Below are 21,689 nucleotides of genomic sequence, written 5' to 3' on the forward strand. Positions count from 1 at the left end.
CAAAAGGAAATCCGAACTAGTTAGTTCGGATCTCCAATTGATTAATATACTTTTTTCTCAGCTTCAACTATAATAGTTTATCAATTATTGAGCTTTCCCCTCATAGATTGGGACAGATGCCCATTCTGGAGTATTCTTCTTCACTTTTGCCACAAGAACTGTCATATCATCCTCAATTACACCTGAACGCGTACGAACTACTTCTTCTAACAATAGATCGGCAATTTCTTGAGGATCATCCGTTTCCATTTCACGTATCTTTCGCTTAAGCCAAACATCTGTATTCTCTACATGCTTTGGACCATCAAAAATACCATCACTCATCATGATTAATAGATCCTCTGACATTAATTGCTCACTGACAATATCGACATCAAATTCTTGAATTATACCCATTGGTAAATTGCTAGCCTCTATCTTAATCATCTCATCACCACGCTTTACAAAACTTGGTGTGGAGCCAATTTTCAAAAACCGAACGAATGCATTGTGTAAATTAATTACTGCGAGATCTAATGTTGCAAACATTTCATCTGTTGTACGTAGTGCTAAGATAGAATTAATAGATTTAATAGCGACTTTTTCTGGTATTCCAGTTTGAAGAATTTGTTGGAGTAAACGCAATGTCTCACCACTTTCTTCATTCGCCCTAGCACCATTTCCCATTCCATCACTAATCGCCATAGCATATTTCCCTGCTCCCAATTCTATCATTGTATAACTATCACCTGATACGATCCCACCACCTTTAGCGGCATGAGAAACACCAGTTTCCACAGCAAATTCCTTGGCAGACCCAAATTGTAAAAAGGAATAGCCATTTGGAAATGGTGAAATTTCTTCATGTTTTAAAATAATATTTTCATTTAATATATCTGATAGTACTGGGGCAATTAATTTTTCCCCTTCTCCTCGGTACTCATAAAAAGATACAGCCATTTCAATATCGACATTTCCTTTTTCTAGTTGATATACATCTAGCTTCTCTAATTCCATTCCCATTGATTTTAGTGCATGAACAATTTGAATTTCTTGTTTTTCATGATGCTCACGTTCCTTAAGTATTTCTTTCGCGAAATCTTCCATTACATCAGAAACCCCTTGAAGTTGTTCAGCTACTAAGCGCTTACTTTCTAGAACCTGCTTTTTCAGTTTACGATTTGCATCAAAATAAGACATCTCTTCTTTCATAACATCCATTACTCTTTTGGATTTAACACAATGATTTTCAAATTCACGAATAACTTTTCGATTTGGTTCACGACCATCCATATATTCATCTTTCATTTCTTCCATTAATGAGTACGTTGTATCGAATTGCTGTTGCCAGCAACGTTCCTTCATAAAACATGTTTGACATGTTTTTTCTGTTACTTGGCTTAGAAAATAGTCGGTCTCTCGCTGATCTTCACTTTCATCTTCTGAAAAATTCTCTGCACTATTAAAGCTTTTAGATAATGCAGCGAACACATCTGAAAACTGTTCTACACGTTTAGCAGTAACATTTCTTACTTTTTGCAAATATTGCTCCTGTTCATTGGTATGTTCTTCTGTACCTGGAATATATCTTGAGATTTTTTTAAACCAACTTGCCGGTGTTATGAAAAATAGAAATATCGCGGCTAACGATTCCATAAAAGAAGGAATGATAGCTCCAGAGTCACCATATATTCCAACTAAGAAAGTCCCAACTAATAATCCTGTTGCTACCCCAATTTTCTTTCCTTCTTTTAATAGTCCTCCTAGTAAACCGGAAAATGCTAATAAACTCATTTGGTAAAGACTAGCTACATTTGCTAAGGACAATATTAATCCTGCAACCACACCAACCGTTGATCCAATAGCTGCTCCACCAACAAAAGCAAGAACTAATACAAAATAACGTGAGAATACTTGTTCAATAGATGCACCATATAGCTCCCATCCTACTGTTCCAGTTAGTATCGAAGCGATCAATATAATCATACATACAATTTCTTCATTTTTAAGTGAAGGTTTGTACCTTTTTGGTGATAATAACGGTACACTTTGCATAAAGATTAATACTAGGATCGTTCCTAACACTCCCTCAACAAGTAAAAGCATCCATTCATAGGATGATAGTTGTCCATAAAGAGAATATAAAAATAACCTAGGAGCTACCGTTGATATAAATACAAATAGTGGAACTTTAATCTGCTGATGTTTTGTATTTTTAAAGATACCCGCTAATAAAATAAATAAAAACATGGCAATACCAATAAAAATACTATGCTCCATGGAATATGTAATGGCTCCAATTAGCATTGCCAGCATAGCCCTTGGTGCATGGCTTTTTTGGATAAACCAAAGAGTTGCTAAAAATGCTACTGCAAATGGAGATACGACTGATAGAATGACTGCTCGTCCTAATAAAAATCCGACAAATACAAACAGCCACCCCTTATCAAGTAATATTGATTTGATCCGTGTATAAATACCTCTCCGAAATTTTTCCAGGTTGGTTTGTTCTACATCTAAGGCTTTCGTTTCCATACTTGGAATTGAATCCATCATATCTCAACCACTCCCTCTTAGAAGCATATTAAACCATAAGATGCTTTCTGATTTTGTCAAAACAAGAGAGCAAATCCAAAAAATCGTTCGACTAGTTTCTAGGCGTACCTACAAAAAGCTAGAAACCTATCATAGAAAGAAAAAACGTTTTATAGACTGTATTGTTGAGGCATGCAAACCTTCATGGAAAATTGTGCGAACCAATACTTGTTCAACTGTATGCATGTCCATTTCAGTAGGTTCAAAAACTTCCTCTAGGCGTTCTCCATATACCTCTTTAATACGGAGAGGTTGCTCCCTTAGTAGCTTTTTTAGTTCCTCTAAATCTGGAGTTTCTTCTGAAAAATTACCGGGATTCGTTCCAAACCCAAACCAATCATTAAATTTGTCGTTATACGTCATTTTTTCCTTTGTTACTGCCTGTATCCACAAATATTGATCTAAATAAATATGTCCTAAATTCCAACGAATGTTATTGTTGAAACCATTGGGAATAATATTTGCTTGCTGTTCTGTAATGCCATCTATTAGTGATAATGTTTCTTGTCGATATGTATGTAGTTGCGTAAAAAGAACTTCATGTCTTTTTTTCATGATTCCACTCCTCTAATTTTGAATACTTACATATTCTCCACCATTATTAAAAATCCTTTATTTTGTCGAAAGAAAAAAATCTATTGACACAATTCGAATACTCCTGTAATATATTTTTTGTTGGCTTTATACGGCGGTGTAGCTCAGCTGGCGAGAGCGTACGGTTCATACCCGTGAGGTCGGGGGTTCGATCCCCTCCGCCGCCATTGAAAAAATAAAACCTGTTCTCTTTTGAGAGCAGGTTTTTTGTTAATAGGTAAATTGTTCATACTGTACATAAATCTAGCTTCTAGTATTTAACAGAATGAGGATCCATATAAGAAATAACCCATAAAAGAGCAGGTACCAATCCAATTTGGTACCTGCTCTTTTATCATTTTGCACCGGATAGTAACCGATGTTTATCCGTCATTGACTTTACTTATATTTAAAATTATAGAGCATTCTCTATAGACAGCAACTGCTATCCTCTTTTAGCACCTCGACCCCCGCGTCTGGATTCCGTGTGCTTCTTTAAAGAGGCTAAACGGTCTTCAGAATCTTTTAGAAAACGATTCATTTTCGCTTCGAATGATTCCGTACGTTCTCTTGAATTTTTTTGGCGTACCGGCTTATCTTTCGCTTTTTTAATAGATAAACCTATTTTACCATCCTTTTCAACATTAATAACTTTTACCTTGACTTCATCACCTACAGATAAATGTTCATTAATGTCTTTGACATAGTTGTCGGCAACCTCACTAATATGGACAAGGCCAGTAGTTCCTTCTCCTAGTTCAACAAAAGCACCAAAATTAGTGATACCAGTTACCTTTCCCTGCAGCTTGCTGCCTACTTCGATTGACATAAAAAAAATGCTCCTCCTTAAGATTTTAAAATATACTTACCATATATATTATAGCTAAGCTTGTAAAAGTGTGTCAATAAGACGGGTCTTCCTCAGGAATTTTAAAAATTAATTCCCCTTCTTTAGATAAAAAATAATTCGTACGAGCTATATCCAAAATATATTCTTCATCGTTTAACAACTGAATTTCTTCTTCGTATTCTTCTTCAGCTGCTTTTAACTTTGCAAGCTGCTCTTCTAGTTCTTGATATTCTTCCAATTTTTCAGCATGTAACGATCGTTGTTTAACATGATAGGTTGTCATTGTTCCAATAGCAAGAGCTACTATGGCCGAAAAAAGCACAAGACGGCGAATTAAACGTTTTTTCTTTCGTTTTTGTCGCTCTATGTAAGCATCGTATTTCTGCATATAGTTCGAATCTAGTCTTGCTACTGTTTTTTTCTTTTCAGACATAGCATTACCTCCTCTTTTGTGCGATATACTTGATCCATTTAATACATATATTCTTTATTTTACTATAAAATCCTGCTAGATTGTGAAAAAATAAATGGATTTTTTTAGGCAGCATTCTGTATATCACACGCAAAACCCATTTTATTGGAGTAAAGAGGACGTAAAAAATGTATTTAATTATCATAAATAATATATTACCAATGAACAATACACTGGTTATTAATGCCTGGAACAAAAACTGAATTGGTTTAATTATAACAACTGTAACAACTCTAGCTAAAAATTGATAGATGTCGGCAATTATGATTATTAAGCGTTCTAGTATACGTTTGTATATGTTCGCAGCTACTACTTGATAAATAGAAAAACCAAGTAAGCAAGCTACAAACACATACACCCTCAATTCACCAGAGTTAACCCGAAATAAAATATAGTATAGAATAAATGTTTGAGTTAACCAAAAGCTTATTTCCATGACATAAGCTAAAATGGTATGTTTTTTCCAATGCCTCGCAAATCGTCGGAATGTTTCTAGTGCTATACCTAAATAAAAACCACCTAATACCATTGCGATCATTGTCAAGAATTGAACGTTTAACGTCATTTAAATAGCTTGCTAAAGAATCCTTTAGCTTTCTCCTGATGATGTTCATCTACATAGGAAAGCTCATAGATTTTACCTTTAATAGACACAACGCCCTCGCCTACATCTAAGTTTTTCAGTTGTAAATTCTGACCACGGACAATTAAATAACCCATCACGGTTTCCAACAAAAACTCTTCATTATCAAAACTATCTACTTCTTTTACACCGGTAATTTCTAATAACTTCCGATTATTAATCTTCAGTTGGTGATCTTGATGCTGTACACTTCTTGTACTATTTTCTTTATCATAATAATTCATACGCGCTTCCTCCCTTATCATTAATACCTTATGAAAGGAAGGACAAGTATAGAACTTTATGCGTTAATTTTTTCTTCTTTTATCACGTTATATAACATACCTGCCTCGTCTTTTTTCACCGTTTCTTTTAACGATATTACCTCAATGGTTACTAGTTTTTGACCAAACTTAATAACTAGTTCATCTCCGACTGAAACGGTTGAGGAAGCTTTAGCTTGATTACCATTAATGGTAATTCTCCCCTGGTCAGCTACTTCCTTTGCTAAAGTACGACGCTTAATTAACCGAGAAACCTTTAAAAATTTATCTAATCGCATTACTCTCTCTCCTTTGCTTGATCCCAATAATAATCCATCTCTTGTAAGGATGTTTCTTGAATATCTTTTCCCTGTTCTTGTAATTGCTTTTCTATATAGGAAAAACGGGAAAGGAATTTTTGATTTGTCCGGTTTAAAGCTACTTCTGGATTAATCTTGTAGTATCTTGATATATTAGCTAAAACAAATAGAACGTCCCCTAATTCCTTCTCCATTTCTAATTGATCTTTGTCCTCAATGGCAGCTTTTACTTCCTCTATTTCTTCCTTCAATTTATTCCAAATATCATTTACATCATCCCAGTCAAACCCTACTTTAGCTGCCTTCTTTTGCAATTTGAACGCTTTTGCTAGAGATGGTAAATGTTCGGGAACACCATCTAATACAGATTTACGCTGCTCACCTTTTTCCTTTTTCTTTAAGTCATCCCAGTTTTTATAAACATCATCCACAGAATCTACTTTTATCGTATCAAACACATGGGGATGACGATATATCATTTTATCTGTAATAGATCGAATCACATCTTCTACGTTAAAATACCCATCATCTTCGCCAATTTGACTATGTAACATGACCTGTAATAGTATATCGCCTAGCTCTTCTATAATCCCTTCATCATCTTGATCATCGATTGCTTCTATTAATTCATATACCTCTTCAATCGCATATTCCCGTAACGTCTCATGGGTTTGCTCTTTATCCCATGGGCAACCGTTAGGACCTCTTAATTCTGCAATTACCTCACGTAATCGATAAAAGGTATGATTTAATAGATGTGCTGGAGCAGGTGGTACGTATACACTAGTTAAATTACTAACTTCCATCTGATGATCCAACTCTTCTAATGGAACCTTTTTAATCATTTCCTTGCTACTTCCTGCCGCTTCAATAATTGTTATTTCGTAATCAGCAGGTAGATCTTCTAATAAAGCTAGCTTTACTTCAGAAGCAATAAATCGATCATATACCTGACAAAAAACAATATGCTGTCTATAGTTTAGTTCACTCCGACTAAAAGATGTTCCATCTACAAATTGAAAACCCTCAATAGGGTCAATCTGTAACGAAGTAAATAAATCATCTAAATAACTTTGTCCACCAATAATTTTCGTTTCTATCTCCGAATTCTCTAGCAATAGCTGAACGGTTTTTTCTGCTAACATCGGATGCCCTGGAACTGCGTAGATTAAGGAGGTAAAGTCGCTTGCTTTTTCTATTATCCGTTCAACAATTTGTTGGTACACAGATTCAAATTGATCCTCTGTCTCATAGATCGTATCAAATGATTCAAACAGAACGCCTTCTTTTTGTAATGTTTTAATAACAGGATGATCCATGGTACGTACCAAAATAGGAGCCTTTGTATTGGTTAGCTTTTTATATATTCCAAGCGGTAATTGCTCAATATCTCCTGCCCCTAGTCCAATGATTTCTATCTTCATATTACTTCCTCCTCTGTAAGCGAATCAATTTTGCTGCAAAAGGTAACATAGATAATTCATCTTCAGTAAAAGCTCTACCACGTAAAAGTGTAACTAAATAGATTAATCCACCAATGCAAATAATGAACAATATATAAATGAATAAGACCGTTCTCGAATAGAACTCTACATGCATAGTGATTAATTGCGTTAGAACTAAAAATAAAACCATACTGCTACTTGCCTTTAAAAAAATCTTCCATTTTATTTTTTGAAAAATATACAGGCCTGGTAGTTTTCGTTTTAATTCAAATAACACAACAACACAAAGCGCTAATAAACTGATCACAGTAGCAATAGCACTACCTATTATTCCCCAGAATGGCACAAGCATCTGATTTGCGATCCATTTAATAAATAATGCAGCTAGAATAAATCCAGCTGTACGTTTCATATAATCTAAGCCTTGCAAAATCGATAATCCTGTAATTGCTATAGAACTAAGCACTATTGAAAGAACGACAATTCGTAGAGCTGTCACTCCATGATTATTTTGAAATAAAAGCATATTTGCTTCTGGAAAAATGACGATTAATCCAATCGTTGCACCAGCAGCAATATAAAAACTAAACGATAATGCACCTTCTATTTGCTTATAAAAAAGAGTTGACTCACTATACAATTTTCGTTTACTCACCGCGGGAATAAGAGCTAATGCAAAAGATGAACCTAAAACGGTTCCAAGCTGAATTAATGGTTGGCCACGATCATATACGCCTTTTGCAACCATCGCTTCAAGCTGTGTAAGCCCATAATCTTTCAAACTAGGTACTAACGTAAATGCATCTGCAAATTGGATCATCAGTAAAATCATATGATTTAATGAGGCGACAACTCCAAATATTAGAATGGTTCTAATATAATCATTCCACGGTATACGGTAGGTGCCCTGTTTTACAGGTTTATATTTTATAAATAAAAATACCAATATGAAAAGTGCAACTACCATACCAATTATAGAAGCTAACCCTCCAGCTTTTCCTATCATGTATATATCTTCATTATGATAGGAAACGTAAAACGCTGCTAATATGATTATAATCACTCGAAACAGTTGTTCTCCAATCTGAGAAAAAGCAGTTGGTTTCATCTGCATCTCTCCTTGGAAAACTCCTCGAAGCAAAGCGACAAAAGGAATGAGTAAAAACAGGAAAGCAGCAACCCGATAAGTAGCTACTAAGTTTTCATCACCTACCCATATCGCTAACGAATCGGCATTTAAACGAATAAATAAAAACAACGCTGTATTAATTCCTAATAAAATAAAAAAAACCGGTACATAAAACCGTTTAAAGGAAAGCACGTTACCTTCCGATTTTAAATCTACTGCTATTTTTGAAACAGCTGATGGAAATCCATAAAGGGCTAATACAAAAGCAATCCCTAATAATGGATATACCTGTTGATAAACATAAAATCCAATATCACCAGTTAAGTTCTGTAATGGAATACGATATCCAGCACTTAATACCTTACTAATGAATCCTGCTAATGTTAAAAGTAGTGCACCTTTTACTAAATTATTTGCTGCCATAATATACGTCCTTCTTAAGACCCTATAAAACGATACATTGTAATAGGATGATTATGTCATATTATAGCATAGTTGGGATATAACCCTAAATATCATATGCACAACCTGATAGTTCTTTAGCTCAGAAACAGTAAAATGGGTAAAAATCAGTACATCATACTAATTTCTACCCATATGTCTCACACTTATTCCATTTGTTTTGCAAGAAAGCTTGCAGCAGTTTCAATTGCTTTTTGTTCTACCTCACCTAGTTTTCCTTCTCTAGAAAATAGCATTACACAACCAATCGGATCACCATTAGCAATTATCGGGCTAAGACAGTATGCGTTTAGTTCTTCTTCTTTTCCTTGAATTATTTCTACAGTTTTTGCTTCGGTTTCTGTTACGACAGAGCGATTTTCAATCGACTTTTCTAGATGTTGTCCTATGTTTTGATTTAAGTAATCTTTCTTCGATTCTCCTGCTACAGCTATTATTTCATCTCGATCACAGATTAAGACCGGGAAATGAAGGGAATCAAATAGAGCTTGAGCATATTCAGAAGCGAAACTCCCAAGTTCATTAATTGGGGAGTATTTCTTTAGAATAACCTCACCTTCTCGGTCAATAAAAATTTCCAATGGATCTCCTTCACGTATACGTAATGTTCTTCTGATTTCTTTCGGGATGACTACTCTACCTAAATCATCAATCCGTCTTACAATTCCTGTTGCCTTCATCCGATATGAAGCCTCGCTTTCTATGATGATTTTTTTAGGCGCACCTTAACATCTTAGCCTCTTGTTTGCACTAATGGTGAAAGAGTATGTTTTTGATGATTGCTATCAAAAACCGAGTACTAAACGGACACAACAACATGCCTTTCCTATTCCTCTCTGAATGGGAAAATAACACCAGTTGTGTTTGCTTAGTATTGATCATCTTTAAAAGAAGTATACATGAAATACCAATTTCTGTTTTTAACGATTAACTTTTTCCAATTTTTCAATGAAATTCCCAAGAATCTCATACCGTTGGTGCTCCGTATCTCTTGATGGTTTATAGATTATTTTTAATTTATTACTTTCTGTTCCTAACTGAATTCCTCTTCCGAATTCATTCGCAAGCTCGAATAATTTTGCTCCATCGATCTGTTGGCTACGTTCTTCCGTTAAAAGCATTTCAATCTTTTTATTGCGTTCCGTAATACTTTCAACTCGTTCATTTTTAGAAACTCGTTTCAAGTTAGATACGATGAATAGGTTTTCTACTTCTTCTGGATAATCGCCAAAGCGATCGATTAACTCATCTTTTAAGTCATCAATATCTTCCTGTGCCAAAATCGTTTGAAATTGCTTATACATATCAATTTTTTGTTTTTCATCACTAATATACGTATCCGGTATATACGCATCAATAGAAAGGGCTAGTTCTGGTTCAAATGGTTTAATTTCTTCAATTTCTTTGCCAGCTTTACGAGCATCAATAGCATCTTTTAACATCTGGTTATACATATCAAATCCTACAGAGTCAATGAATCCATGCTGCTGCGCACCTAATAAGTTCCCTGCACCACGGATAGAAAGGTCTCGCATTGCAATCTTAAAACCAGACCCCAATTCGGTAAATTCCTTAATTGCCTGTAGGCGTTTCTCAGCAACCTCTGTTAATACTTTATCCTTTTGATACGTGAAATAAGCATAAGCTACTCGATTAGAACGACCTACTCTACCCCTTAATTGATAGAGCTGACTCAATCCCATACGATCTGCATCATAGACAATTAATGTATTTACATTTGGAATATCTACACCGGTTTCAATAATGGTTGTACTTACTAACACATCATATTCACCTTCTAAGAAGCCAAACATAACATTTTCCAACTCTGTTTCATTCATTTGTCCATGGGCTACTGCAATTCTTGCATCCTCTACTAGCATGCCAATATCACGAGCCATCTTATCAATATTCTCTACTCGGTTATATAAGAAAAACACTTGACCACCACGTGACATCTCTCGTTCAATGGATTCCCTAATTAATATTGGATTATATTCAGCCACATACGTTTGGATCGGAAAACGATTCTCTGGTGGTGTTTCAATAACGGATAAATCTCTTACACCTAACATCGACATATGCAATGTTCGTGGGATCGGTGTTGCAGTTAATGTTAGTACATCAATATTTGTTTTCATTTGTTTTATTTTTTCTTTATGTTTAACACCAAATCGCTGCTCTTCATCAACTATTAATAATCCTAATTCATGGTATTCAATATCTTTAGATAACAGTCGATGGGTACCGACTACTACATCTACTAAGCCCCTTTTAAGCCCTTGAATAGTTTCTTTTTGTTGTTTTGCTGTCCGAAATCTACTTAACAACCCTATATTTATCGCATGGTCCTGAAACCGCTCACGAATGGTTTCATAATGTTGCTGTGCAAGAATCGTAGTTGGCACTAGAATTGCTACTTGTTTTCCATCTGCTACAGCTTTAAATGCAGCTCGAATTGCTACTTCTGTCTTACCATAACCAACATCACCACAAAGTAAGCGATCCATGGGTTGTTCTTTTTCCATATCTTCTTTAATTTCCGCAATACATCGTAACTGATCTTCCGTTTCCTGATATGGAAAAGATGCATCAAATTCCCTTTGTAGATCTGTATCAGGAGAAAATGCGTAACCCTTTCTTGATTCTCTTTCCGCATATAGCTTGATCAAATCGTCCGCAATATCTTCAACGGATGACTGAACTTTACGCTTAACCTTTGTCCATTCACTACCACCTAGCTTATAAAGCTTAGGCTCTTTACCCTCTGAACCGACAAACTTTTGAACAAGATCTATTTGTTCTATTGGGACAAACAGTTTATCATCACCAGAATATTTAAGTAACATGTAGTCTTTATGTTTATCATTTACTTCAAGTGTCTCAATTCCTAAATAACGACCAATTCCATGATTAGCATGGACAACATAATCGCCAACCTTTAGCTCTTGATAATTTTTAATACGTTCTGCATTCGATATCTTTTGTTTTTTCCGGGTTCGTTTACTTCGTTTCTTAAATAGTTCATTTTCAGTAATCAACACCAACCTGTGCATTGGCATCTCAATACCACTACTAACGTTACCAACAGCAATAGTTGGATGCTCCACTGGAAGTTCTAGTTGATTGGTTACACTAGACTCAATATCATAATCTGTAAATATAGACTGGATCTTTTCTGCTCGTTTTTCATTTGGAGCTAATACAACTACAGAGTATCCACCTTTATCCCAACGACTTAATTCATTTTTAAATAGATGCATTTGTCCATGGAATTCCTGCATTGCCCTAGACGACAGATTTATAATATTTTGTGGCTGAGTATTTGGTATATGCCTTAAAAACACAGACATATACAGTCGTTGTGCATCCATTTTGTCCCATATGGTATGCCAATCAAATGAAAATTTACTGTTTTTTACTGTTTTATTCGATTCTAATAGGCTACTATACCATTCTGCTTCTTCCATATCTAAATTAGTCGCGGTTTCCTGGATTCTACTCATCTCATCTAAAATAATTAACCCATTAGATGGTAAATAATCTAATAAACTAGCAGGGTTATCATAGAGAAAACCTATATACTTATACATCTCTGGAAAATGTTCTAAGTTTCTTAATCGAGAAATATCATGTTCTATTTCTTCTACTAGCATCTCTTTAGCTTCTGTTGATTTTTTAGTTTTCAACGTGTTTGCTAAGGCACTTTCTAAACGTTCTGCTCCTGATAAAATATCCCCATCTTTTAATAACAATTCCGTAGCAGGCCCTATCACAATTGATTCCTTTTTATCTAAAGAACGCTGTGTTTCTGCATCAAAATAGCGTATCGAATCTATTTCTTCATCAAATAATTCGATACGAATTGGATTTTCTTCTGTAACAGGATATATATCTATAATTCCACCCCGACGACTAAACTCACCTGGAGTTGTTACCATCGAAGCACGCTCATACCCCATATCCACTAAGGACGATAAATAGCTTTCCATATTAATTTCTTCACCAACTGAGAAATCAAGTTGGTATTTTTCAAGATAGCTTGTAGGGGGCAAAATTCGTTTTAATGCTGCAACTGGAGCAATTAAAATACCCGACTTCTTATTGGTCCACTCCGTTAAGGCTTCAATTCGCTGACTTCTTAACTCTGGACTTGAAATTGCAATTTCAGAAGCTATTAACTCATTAACAGGATATAAATGAACATGTTCATCGCCCATAAATGCAGCTAGGTCATCATATAATGCCTGTGCCTGAACTAATTGAAATGTAACGAGAAGGACTGGCTTATTTGTTGACTCTTCTATTAATGATACTAATAGGCTTCTAGCTGAACCGGATAAACCAGCGACTAACTGCTCTTTCATTCCATTTGAAATCCCTGTAAGAATGGATTGGATGTCTTCCTTTGATTGTAAATATCTATTAATACCTTTCACAAACATAACCCCCATAATATTGGCCATATGACCCCTAACCTAATACACATATGCAGCATAAGAAAACTTATACCTTCTTATCTGCTAAAAACTATAACTGACTTACATAATAAAGCCATAAAATGATTAAACAATACAGCTGGTAAAAATTCTTTAGCAATGTACCTTTTACACGTAATAAACGCAAAAATGCCTTGGTTCACTTAAACCAAAGCCTTTATACGTTCTCTTATTGTATAAAATAGTCTAGTTCATGATATTCTGGATGATGCCCTAATGACTCTTCACAATTCTCACAAATTGATTGAATATGAACATCTCCATTTGCTTGATATTCGATCATCTCTTTTTTGTCCTCATTCGATAATTTATCCCATCCTAGAACGGTTGTGTCAATGACACGTTGTTCTAGTTGTCCAATAACATCCCCACAATGCCTACACTTATAGACAATAGACATGGAAATAACCTCCTCAGATAAACCATTAGATATTTTAAAGTTTATCCGAAAAGGATGTTTTTATACGGTAACCAATCCATTCAATTATCTATTATCATCATTTATATGCTGCAATTACGCATTAAATTCATTCATTACTTCTAAGAAAGGCTTTTCTAACCATTTTTCACATGCATCTGCAGCTCTTTCGATGCTATCTGTTACTATTTCTTGTTCCGATTTTGGAAATGAACTAAGAACATAGTCTACGACTGGTACGGGAGAGGTTGGTCTGCCAACTCCGATACGAATCCGTTTAAACTCTTTCGTACCCAAATGGTCTATTACAGAACGGATCCCATTATGTCCTCCATGCCCACCTTTTTGTCGTAGGCGTATCTTTCCAGTTGGTAAATCTAGTTCATCATAAATAACTAAAACATTCTCTGGTTCGATGTCATAAAAATCTATCAAAGGACGTAACGATTGCCCCGAAAGATTCATATACGTTTGTGGTTGTAGCAGAACTACTTTCTCTCCTTGATAGTGTTCTACGATATGTTTTCCGTTAAACTTATCTTTCTTTAAAGGTCCCCATTTATGGCGATCAAGCAATTCATCGATCACCATAAATCCAATATTATGTCTAGTTTTTTTATATTTTCTGCCAGGATTACCTAGACCAACAATACACTTCATCGTTATTCCCTCGTTTATTATTAAAAGTTAGAAAATTCGTCTTTATCCAAGAATTCATTACAACTATGCAGCATAAGTAAGCTTATTCTTTTCTGCTAAAAAATACAACAATCCCTCCTTCGTTCATATATGAAAAGGAGGGGATGTTGGTTCTATCATTAATCTGCATTCCGTTCGGTTTGAGCTTCTCCAACTAGTTCTGGTTCTTCATCTTCATTGTCAATACCTTCAACATCATCATCAGTAGTTGGTGTTAAAATGGTTACAAGTGTTGATTCAGGATCATCCAGAATTTCATAATTGGCTGCCTTTGGAATATCAGCAACAGTTAAACTATCACCTGTATCTAAGGATGAAACATCGATAGTAATTTCATCTGGGATATTATTAGGTGTTGCTCTTACTTGCACTTCATATAAAGCTTGTTGTAAGACTCCACCATCTTTAACTCCTTGTGGTTCTCCCTCAAGTCGAACCGTAACGGCTACATCCATTTCTTCCGACATATTTACAACATAGAAATCAGCATGTACCAACTCATCTTTTATAGCATCTAATTGATAATCATGTAGCATTACATCTACAGAACTATCATCTGCAATATCCAATGAAATTACTGCGTTACGACCTTCATCGCGTACCGTTTTAATAAGTTCAATACTATCTACAGCAATTGATTTCGATTCCTTTTCTTTTCCATATACAACAGCGGGAACTTGTCCACTTTCTCTGAGTTTTCTAGTTGTCGATCTTGTATGATCTGGTCTTTTAATTGCTTTCAATGTAACTGACATGATTTAATCATCCTCCATTATTTGAAAACTAGATATCTTCCAAATCTTGTATGACAAACTTTCTCATTATATGAAATTTTTTCTCTCTACCAACTTGCTCTATATAGTAAAATTCCCCTATTTTAATTAATATAAACCTTTTAATCGAATAAAATACTTACAGACTGTTCCTCATGAACACGGATAATCGCTTCCCCAATAAGTGGAGCTACAGATAGTTCGGTCACTTTATCAATCTTCTTCTCAGCAGGTAAAGGTATGGAATTAGTAATCACTAATTCTTTTATTTGAGAGTTCTCAATACGCTCCATAGCTGGTCCTGATAATACTGGATGCGTACAACATGCATAAACCTCTTTTGCTCCATTTTCAATTAACGCATTAGCTGCAAGGGTAATGGTTCCAGCAGTATCAATAATATCGTCAATAAGTATTGCAGTTTTTCCTTCGATATTACCTACAATATTCATGACTTCTGCAACATTTGGACGTGGACGTCGTTTATCAATAATACCTATAGGTGCTTTTAATCGATCTGCCATTTTACGTGTTCTAGTAACCCCACCATGGTCAGGTGATACAATGATTAGATCGTCAATGTTTTTCGCTTCAAAGTAATCCGATAAAATTGGAACACCTTGCAAGTGGTCGATAGGTATATCAAAGAACCCTTGAATCTGAGGAGCATGAAGGTCAAGTGTAATTACTCGATCTGCTCCGGCTGTTTCAACTAAGTTTGCTACTAATTTTGCAGTGATTGGTTCTCTTGCACGAGATTTACGATCCTGTCTTGCATATCCGTAATACGGCATAACAATATTAATTGATCGAGCTGATGCACGTTTTAACGCGTCGATCATAATCAACAGTTCCATAATATGTCGATTCACTGGTGTACTTGTAGACTGAACGACATAAACATCACAGCCACGCACACTTTCTTCTAGGTTAATTTGAATTTCACCGTCACTAAATGAAGATACCGTGCACTTACCTAAAGTTGTACCAATATGTTCTGCTATTTCTCCTGCTAATTTACGATTTGAGTTTAACGTAAATACCTTCAAAGAACTGTCTTTGTAAGTAGATGCCATGGAATTTTACCCTCCGTTAATCTTTTTTCCTATTTTTGATTCTAGCTGCATAGCCTTCTTTATTCGTTTGTTTTGCTCGTGCGATTGATAATGATTCACCCGGTACATTTTTGGTAATGGTAGATCCTGCAGCAACATAGGAACCTTTACCAATTGTAACAGGTGCAATGAGGTTTGAGTTACAGCCAATGAATGCATCATCCTCAATCGTCGTTAAATATTTATTTTTTCCATCATAGTTCACTGTTATTGTACCACATCCGACATTAACATTGCTTCCAACTTGTGCATCTCCAATATAACTTAAATGAGATACCTTACTCTTATCACCTAATGTAGACTTTTTAATCTCGACAAAATTACCAATTTTTGCCTCGTTGCCTATATTAGCTTCTGGTCGAATATGAGCGAATGGTCCAATTTTCACTCGGTCACCGATCTTGGAATCTGTTGCTACACTTTGCTTGATAACAGTAGCTTCGCCTACCTCGCAATTCGCAATTTCCGTATTCGGTCCAATTTCTGCATCAGTCTTAATAATCGATTTCCCAGTAATAACTGAACCAGGATGGATTACAACATCTTGTTCAATAACAACATCAGGATGAATATACGTATGATCTGGGTCAATAATGGTTACCCCATTACGCATATGATCCTCATTTATTCTTCGTTTCATCGTTTTCTCAGCTTGTGCTAAAGCTACTCGGTCATTAACACCTAATGTTTCTTCAAATTTAGGTGTTACATACGCTCCAACCTTAGCAGATTTGTTTTTTAATATTTCTATTATATCCGTTAAGTAGTACTCACCTTGTGCATTATCGTTTGAAACTTCTTGTAACGCCTCAAATAAGGCTTTGTTATCAAAACAATATGTACCAGTGTTTATTTCAGCTACACGGAGTTCATTCTCATTGGCATCTTTATGTTCTACGATTCGTTCTACTTCATTATTTTCATTACGGATAACTCGACCATAACCAGTAGGATCTGGAGCCTTAGCGGTTAATATAGTTGCTTTTGATTTATTTTTTTCATGATGCTCAAACAAGTCCAAATATGTTTGATCTGTTATTAGTGGAGTATCTCCACATACAACAATAGTAGTACCTTCTTTGTCTTTTAGTAATTGTTCAGCCTGAATAACTGCATGCCCAGTACCTAATTGTTCCGCTTGAAGTACAAATTGACTTTCTTTTCCCAAATGCTCTTTTACTAAATCGGCACCATGGCCGACAACAGTAACAACCTCATCTAGATTTACGGCTTTTACTTGATCTAGTACATGCTGTACCATTGGTTTTCCTAGAACAGGATGAAGCACTTTATATAGTTTTGACTTCATTCTCGTACCTTGACCAGCAGCAAGAATGATTGCATAACGTTTCGCCATGAGGAAACCTCCAATTTTTATTTATCCTGGTGTTTCGTTTAAGGATTTATACCCTTATGGTGTGTACAAACAGCGTTGATAAAACACTGCACTGTTTCACTTTATCCATTATGAATATATCTTAAATAGAGATTCATTTCAACAGATACAGAAGGGATGGAGGTATCCAAATACGAATTATTTTTTTATTAGAAACCTTAGCATTCAACAAGCCTTTAAGGTGAATGCCTTAGTTGCACTAATGCAGGATAGGAAAGTTTCTACTTTTCTTATTTTCTTATCTGGAAACAAAAAAAGAAGGCCAATCCTAGGAGATTAGACCTCTTGATGTTAAATTTTTCATAATTAGGAAGCTCCAGCTTCCTCATATTCTACTTCTTCACCTGCTCGGTGATATTCTTCTAATACCGCATCTTGGATCTTTGAACGTGTGTTGGAATTGATTGGATGTGCAATGTCTCTAAACTCACCATCAGGAGTGCGTTTAGATGGCATAGCGACAAACAATCCATTATTACCGTCAATAACACGGATATCATGGACAACAAATTCCTGATCCAACGTAATAGATGCAATTGCACGCATTCTGCCCTCTGTATTAACACGGCGTAATCTTACGTCAGTTACTTCCATGCTGTTTCACCACCTTTGCAAAGTTAACTTAATAAAGATAATTCTACAAAGATTATTTAAATCCTGCTTAAAATTGAAAAAAGTTTAATTATTTACACAAAAAGGTAAAAAAATTTACAAAGAATAACTTATAATTACCGCCCCCTTGATCAACCCCTAGTTAGAATAAAAGCGCAAGCGCCAACGTTGGGCGCAAAGATCAATTATAGTCGGCCATCCTCAGTAGAAGTTAAGGATGTTCGACTGGACTGTTACCGTACGGAGAAGAGGGAAGTCTCGCTAGTCTCTATGCGCTGGAAACGGCTGTTCCTGTAATAAAAAGATAACACACCAAAATTTTTATACTTTCTTATTTCTTTAGAAAACGTGGCATTCACACCATGCCTTTATGGTGTGTGGCCTATCTGCCTAAAAAAATAAAATCTTTTTCAATCGAAAAAGATTTTAGAATAAAAGTATTTAATATGCTGCATAATTACCTGGTAATACTCGAATTTCCTTGCTAACCAAGTCAAAATCTGAAATCTTTACTAAAGAGGTGTAATTTTCTACAACTCGATCTTCTTCATCATCATCAGCCTCGGCAAGCACTCCAATTTCTGCTACATTGGCATTGAACTCATCCAGCAAACTAACCATACCAGTAATGGTTCCTCCAGCTTTCATAAAATCATCAATAATGCATACATTAGCACCTGCACGTAAACTCCGTTTTGGCAGAACCATTGTTTGAATTTTTCTTGAAGAACCAGAGACATAGTTAATACTTACCGATGATCCTTCCGTTACTTTCGGATCTCTTCTTACAATTACAACCGGAACATCTAAGAACGAAGCTACTGCATATGCTAGCGGAATTCCTTTTGTAGCTACTGTCATTACTACATCAATATCCGTATTGGAAAATTTTGAAGCAAATACTCTACCAATTTCTCTAACGGTTTTAGGCTCCCCTAATACATCACTCATATAAAGATATCCACCTGGAAGTATACGTGTTGGATCTTCCAAACGCTTGCATAGTTTTTCAATAAAATTAATCCCATTATCATAAGTTGATTCTGGGATAAACATTACCCCACCAGCAGATCCTGATGTTCTTTTCAGATATCCGAGACCTTCTTCCCGGAACATATGATCAACAATATCTAGATCTTCACTCATCGATGCTTTTGCAGCATTATATTTTTCAGAAAAATATGGAAGGTTTCGATGCTGCCTAGGATTTTCTAGAAAAAAGTTTGTTAGTGATACTAACCGATTACTTCTTTTCATTCATTACACCTCAAAAGCCGAATATTTTCCTTTTAATATACCATCAATATACGCCTTTAGCAAGATTCATCCAATAATCCGCACAATGTGAACATCATGACAAAAACCTTTCATGCTATTATAAATGCGTTGAGCTTTATTATGATGCTTCACTAATCCATAAACAGTTGGACCACTGCCACTCATAAGGACACCTTCTGCACCTGCATTAATCATTTTTTCTTTAATTCTCTTTACCTCCGGATATAAGGACATCGTAATGCATTCCAGAGAATTCCCTATATGTTTGCATATATGTTGAAAATCTCCTTCATAGAGGCCTTTTATAATTTCATTAGTGTTAGGATGTGATATTGCATCTACATTCACTCGTTGTAGAATAGATTTTGTAGAAACCCCTATATTAGGCTTGGCCAAAATAACCCAACAAGAGGGTGGTGCTGGAAGTCGTTTTAGTATTTCCCCCTTCCCTCTAGCAATTGCAGTTTTTCCTAAAATACAAAATGGTACATCTGCATCGATCTTCAAACCCAACAATGCTAATTCTTCTAGGGGAACTCCAACATCCCATAGTTTATTTAAGCCACGTAGTACAGCAGCAGCGTTACTACTTCCCCCACCCAATCCAGCAGAAACTGGGATATTTTTTTCAATTTTTATATGAACTCCTTTTTTAATACCGTATTCCTTTTTAAATATTTTCGCTGCTTTATAAGCTAAATTTCGCTCATCATTTGGTACATATCTACTCCATAACGATACTTCTATCCGGTCCTCGTTTAAACTATTCAACTCTACTCGATCGGCTAAATCAATAGTTGCCATAATCATTTCCACTTCATGAAAACCATCCATTCGTTTTCCAATTACATCAAGTGATAAATTTATTTTAGCCGGAGCTTTCTCAAAAAGAGCCATATCCGTCACCTACTTTATTCGTTCGCGCATTAGTAAAAACGTCTTTCAACTGCGTTTTACATTATGTAAAGAAATTGTATCATAATAAAAAACTCCAAGCGACTACTATGTGAAATTAGGTAAGTTGACATCCTCACCCACCTAAACACTGTCGCGTTTTGAGGAAGGAGTCTTCTCGCCCAAGTTCGATAATAAAAGAGGATCCGCTCGCTCCCCTACGAACCCTCATTTTACGCATGATCACTATGCAAAAAGAAAAACGGCAAATCCCGTTTTAGGATCTGCCGTTTTGCATATTTTGCTCGGCTATTTCAATTGCTCGTTTAACCATGTTCCCGGCATCCCTTGCCTTAATGCCGCCCCAACCATCTCGTTGTACCGTGTCGTAAAAGCCTAACTCCTTTGCAATTTCTTCTTTCAATTGGTCGGACATAATACCTCCACGTCTCGCCATGAAAGAACAACCCCTTTCTGTTAAAACTTCTTACGACATCTATAGTTTGTACATTTGTTTGAAACAAAACCTAGTAATATGTATACATAAAAGGAAATATTACGTAATTAACTAAATTTATACTGTTTAAGTAGTCCCTCTAATTTTAATGCTAATCCTATATTGCCTTCTACTTTAAGTTTCCCCGTCATAAACGCAGTAGTACTATTCAAGTCGCCTAATAAGAATTTTCTAAAGTTTTTTTCTTTCATTTTTAGCGTACAGTTTGCTTCATTTTGATGATGGTCAAAAATGTGTACATTTCCGTCTTCAAAAACAAGCTGCCACATATTGTGATCATCATGATCTATAAGCTGAAATCCATAAGTAGCAGTCAAATCCTGATAGGGTTCTCCATTTTCATGTAACTTACTTTCAATGATCCTCCAAATATCTGTTATCTTCGCTTCTTCAATCATGCTCATTTCTCATTCTCCCTTGAAATAATTATAATTATCAAATAATTTTATATAAAAAACAAGAACAGTAAACACTTTCGTTCACTGTTCCAATAACATTGCTTTAGTACGTTCATCTAGGAAGCTTAGTTCTACTGTTTCAGTTAATACGTCTGCATAGCTGTAGGAAACACGTTCGAAAGCATTTTCTTCTTGGTCTAATTCAACAATGAAAACAGAAGGATATGTTTCTGCTAAAATTCCCGATCGCTCAATAGTTTTCCTTCTACCGCCATTGGCTTTCAAAGTTAGACGTTTTCCGACTTGACCCTCAAGACCTTGCTTAATTTCGATTAATGTTTTAGCCAATACACTCCACCTCACTGTAATTACATCATAAC

The 21,689-nt window shown here is 35.5% G+C and carries 22 protein-coding genes and 1 tRNA gene; 1 reads left to right on the forward strand and 22 read right to left on the reverse strand.

Annotation, left to right across the window (positions count from 1 at the left end):
- Positions 1–84: 84 nt before the first annotated feature.
- Together spoIIE and GMD78_RS06630 are read right to left on the reverse strand one after the other, a co-directional pair.
- Entirely contained in the window at positions 85–2,535 is a 2,451-nt protein-coding gene (gene spoIIE / locus GMD78_RS06625) for a stage II sporulation protein E (protein ID WP_155668059.1), read from the reverse strand.
- A gap of 129 nt (positions 2,536–2,664) precedes the next feature.
- Entirely contained in the window at positions 2,665–3,129 is a 465-nt protein-coding gene (locus GMD78_RS06630) for a DinB family protein (protein WP_155668060.1), read from the reverse strand.
- 132 nt (positions 3,130–3,261) lie between these two features.
- On the opposite strand from GMD78_RS06630, the gene GMD78_RS06635 reads away from it, so the two are divergent.
- Positions 3,262–3,335 (forward strand) — tRNA-Met (locus GMD78_RS06635).
- 257 nt (positions 3,336–3,592) lie between these two features.
- On the opposite strand, the gene GMD78_RS06640 is transcribed toward GMD78_RS06635, so the two are convergent.
- From GMD78_RS06640 to veg, 20 genes are all read right to left on the reverse strand, one after another.
- Positions 3,593–3,976: a S1 domain-containing RNA-binding protein gene (locus GMD78_RS06640; RefSeq protein WP_155668061.1), complete on the reverse strand. Its 384-nt coding sequence runs from the start codon at positions 3,974–3,976 to the stop codon at positions 3,593–3,595.
- Positions 3,977–4,049: 73 nt separating this feature from the next.
- A complete protein-coding gene (locus GMD78_RS06645) occupies positions 4,050–4,430 on the reverse strand; it encodes a septum formation initiator family protein (RefSeq protein WP_155668062.1) in 381 nt (126 codons plus the stop codon).
- Positions 4,431–4,434: 4 nt separating this feature from the next.
- Positions 4,435–5,034 carry a spore cortex biosynthesis protein YabQ gene (yabQ, locus tag GMD78_RS06650; RefSeq protein ID WP_155668063.1) on the reverse strand — a complete coding sequence of 200 codons (600 nt, stop codon included), beginning with the start codon at positions 5,032–5,034 and terminating at the stop codon, positions 4,435–4,437.
- Positions 5,031–5,336, reverse strand: coding sequence for a sporulation protein YabP (gene yabP, locus GMD78_RS06655; RefSeq protein ID WP_155668064.1), 306 nt, complete (start codon positions 5,334–5,336; stop codon positions 5,031–5,033). The genes yabQ and yabP overlap by 4 nt, the downstream gene beginning before the upstream one ends.
- Before the next feature lie 56 nt (positions 5,337–5,392).
- Positions 5,393–5,653: an RNA-binding S4 domain-containing protein gene (locus tag GMD78_RS06660; protein WP_155668065.1), complete on the reverse strand. Its 261-nt coding sequence runs from the start codon at positions 5,651–5,653 to the stop codon at positions 5,393–5,395.
- A complete protein-coding gene (yabN, locus tag GMD78_RS06665; RefSeq protein ID WP_155668066.1) occupies positions 5,653–7,098 on the reverse strand; it encodes a bifunctional methyltransferase/pyrophosphohydrolase YabN in 1,446 nt (481 codons plus the stop codon). Before yabN ends, GMD78_RS06660 begins: the two co-directional genes overlap by 1 nt.
- A gap of 1 nt (position 7,099) precedes the next feature.
- Complete coding sequence (locus GMD78_RS06670; protein ID WP_155668067.1) at positions 7,100–8,671, reverse strand: putative polysaccharide biosynthesis protein; 1,572 nt, start codon at positions 8,669–8,671, stop codon at positions 7,100–7,102.
- A 185-nt stretch (positions 8,672–8,856) separates the two neighbouring features.
- Positions 8,857–9,390: a stage V sporulation protein T gene (gene spoVT, locus GMD78_RS06675; protein WP_155668068.1), complete on the reverse strand. Its 534-nt coding sequence runs from the start codon at positions 9,388–9,390 to the stop codon at positions 8,857–8,859.
- Positions 9,391–9,630: 240 nt separating this feature from the next.
- Positions 9,631–13,149 (reverse strand): transcription-repair coupling factor, encoded by a 3,519-nt coding sequence (gene mfd, locus GMD78_RS06680; protein ID WP_343042167.1) that lies wholly within the window; start codon positions 13,147–13,149, stop codon positions 9,631–9,633.
- Between the two features lie 229 nt (positions 13,150–13,378).
- Positions 13,379–13,609, reverse strand: coding sequence for an anti-sigma-F factor Fin (gene fin, locus GMD78_RS06685; RefSeq protein WP_155668069.1), 231 nt, complete (start codon positions 13,607–13,609; stop codon positions 13,379–13,381).
- A 114-nt stretch (positions 13,610–13,723) separates the two neighbouring features.
- On the reverse strand, positions 13,724–14,287 hold the full coding sequence (gene pth, locus GMD78_RS06690) for an aminoacyl-tRNA hydrolase (RefSeq protein WP_155668070.1): 564 nt from the start codon (positions 14,285–14,287) through the stop codon (positions 13,724–13,726).
- Positions 14,288–14,445: 158 nt separating this feature from the next.
- Positions 14,446–15,081 carry a 50S ribosomal protein L25/general stress protein Ctc gene (locus GMD78_RS06695; RefSeq protein WP_155668071.1) on the reverse strand — a complete coding sequence of 212 codons (636 nt, stop codon included), beginning with the start codon at positions 15,079–15,081 and terminating at the stop codon, positions 14,446–14,448.
- A 140-nt stretch (positions 15,082–15,221) separates the two neighbouring features.
- On the reverse strand, positions 15,222–16,175 hold the full coding sequence (locus tag GMD78_RS06700) for a ribose-phosphate diphosphokinase (RefSeq protein ID WP_155668072.1): 954 nt from the start codon (positions 16,173–16,175) through the stop codon (positions 15,222–15,224).
- 16 nt (positions 16,176–16,191) lie between these two features.
- Positions 16,192–17,571 carry a bifunctional UDP-N-acetylglucosamine diphosphorylase/glucosamine-1-phosphate N-acetyltransferase GlmU gene (gene glmU, locus GMD78_RS06705; RefSeq protein ID WP_155668073.1) on the reverse strand — a complete coding sequence of 460 codons (1,380 nt, stop codon included), beginning with the start codon at positions 17,569–17,571 and terminating at the stop codon, positions 16,192–16,194.
- A gap of 345 nt (positions 17,572–17,916) precedes the next feature.
- Positions 17,917–18,204: a septation regulator SpoVG gene (gene spoVG / locus GMD78_RS06710; protein ID WP_155668074.1), complete on the reverse strand. Its 288-nt coding sequence runs from the start codon at positions 18,202–18,204 to the stop codon at positions 17,917–17,919.
- Positions 18,205–18,663: 459 nt separating this feature from the next.
- Positions 18,664–19,479, reverse strand: coding sequence for a pur operon repressor (gene purR, locus GMD78_RS06715; RefSeq protein WP_155668075.1), 816 nt, complete (start codon positions 19,477–19,479; stop codon positions 18,664–18,666).
- 66 nt (positions 19,480–19,545) lie between these two features.
- Entirely contained in the window at positions 19,546–20,397 is an 852-nt protein-coding gene (gene ispE, locus GMD78_RS06720; protein WP_155668076.1) for a 4-(cytidine 5'-diphospho)-2-C-methyl-D-erythritol kinase, read from the reverse strand.
- Positions 20,398–20,671: 274 nt separating this feature from the next.
- On the reverse strand, positions 20,672–20,851 hold the full coding sequence (locus GMD78_RS06725; protein ID WP_155668077.1) for a small, acid-soluble spore protein, alpha/beta type: 180 nt from the start codon (positions 20,849–20,851) through the stop codon (positions 20,672–20,674).
- Positions 20,852–20,958: 107 nt separating this feature from the next.
- Complete coding sequence (locus tag GMD78_RS06730; protein WP_246187591.1) at positions 20,959–21,315, reverse strand: SCP2 sterol-binding domain-containing protein; 357 nt, start codon at positions 21,313–21,315, stop codon at positions 20,959–20,961.
- Between the two features lie 75 nt (positions 21,316–21,390).
- Positions 21,391–21,657, reverse strand: coding sequence for a biofilm formation stimulator Veg (veg, locus tag GMD78_RS06735; protein ID WP_155668078.1), 267 nt, complete (start codon positions 21,655–21,657; stop codon positions 21,391–21,393).
- Positions 21,658–21,689 lie beyond the last annotated feature (32 nt).

This window comes from Ornithinibacillus caprae (assembly GCF_009728145.1).
Taxonomy (GTDB): domain Bacteria; phylum Bacillota; class Bacilli; order Bacillales; family Amphibacillaceae; genus Ornithinibacillus; species Ornithinibacillus caprae.